The following is a 1,358-nucleotide window of genomic DNA, read 5'->3' as shown; positions in this document are numbered from 1 at the left end:
CTTTAAAGAATTTAGAATTTGGTATGATAGCTGCAAGACTTAAATACTCGATACGGATCCGTCAAAGTAAAACTACTAATGCACAAAAGGCAAGAATATTATGGGAAAGCATATCAAGTGTTATTGAAACCAATCCTAAAACTTATGATATTGCTATTAGTTATGCACAGGGAGTTCCGACGTTCTATGTTGCAGAAAAAATAAACGCAAAGGAAAAATTTTCTTGGGTAAATGTTAGCTATAGATTAAGCGGAATAGATATAGAATTTCAAAAAAAATTTTATAATAAATACAAAAAAATAGTGTCTGTTTCAGACTCGGCTAAAGAGATATTCTTAGAAACCTTCCCCTATTACAAGAACAAAATGGAAGTAATTTATGATATAAATAACCCGCAATTTATCTTAAATATGGCGGATTTAGGAAATGGGTATGATGATCAATTTGATGGGCTACGTATTCTCACAATAGGTAGGCTTGCCAATCAAAAAGGATATGATATTGCACTTTCCGCTTGTCTGAAGCTTAAACAAAGTGGGATTAAGTTTAGATGGTATGTATTGGGGAAAGGTAGTTTAAAAGAAGAAATTAAGCGGTTTATTGAAGAGAATGATTTATCAGAACATTTTAGATTATTAGGTGTAACTGATAATCCGTATCCATATATCAAACAATCTGATATCTATGTTCAAACGTCTAGATTTGAAGGCTTTGGTCTAGCTATTGCAGAAGCACGTATGTTGAATGTACCGGTAGTGACTACCAGGTTTGATGCAGTTTATAACCAAATGATAGATGGGAAAAATGGGCTAGTTGTAGGCATGAATGCAGATGAGGTATACAATGGTGTATTACGATTAATTAATGATCAACAATTCAAAGAAAGCATTGTTAAGTACTTGAGTTTTGAGAAAAAGGGAAATGTTGAAGAAATAGAAAAATTTTATGAACTGATTGGTTGAAATTAAACTGAAAGTGAGTTAATGATTATGAAGAAAAAGGTAATATTCATGTTAATAAATATGAATGTTGGAGGAACTGAAAAGGCTTTACTTAACATGCTTTCGGAGATGCCTAAAGAAAAGTTTGATGTAACTTTATTTATGTTGGAGGAATATGGGGGGTTTTTAAATTTTATACCTAAAGGAATTAAAGTTCAATATTATAAAGATTATAAGAATATTAAAGGTATTCTAAATAACCCCCCTCGCATAACTGCATTAGAACTTTTAAAAGAAGGTAAGTTAACAAAAGCAGTTAGCTTAATATTTTTGCATATAGTTTCAAAATTAATGCGAGAAAGAAACATTTTTTTTAAATATATTTTAAAATCTTATCGTGTTGAAGAAGAGGAATAT

General features: G+C 30.6%; 1 protein-coding gene. It reads left to right on the top strand.

Features of this window, described 5'->3' with window-relative positions; genetic code table 11:
* Window positions 1-962: glycosyltransferase (locus V7137_RS29670; protein WP_335701388.1), on the top strand; the 962-nt coding region annotated here is incomplete at its 5' end.
* Window positions 963-1,358 lie beyond the last annotated feature (396 nt).

The organism is Neobacillus drentensis (assembly GCF_036962765.1).
GTDB lineage: Bacteria > Bacillota > Bacilli > Bacillales > Cytobacillaceae > Neobacillus > Neobacillus drentensis_C.
Note: the sequence above shows the minus strand (reverse complement) of the source record. Positions and strands in the feature narration are given on the sequence as shown.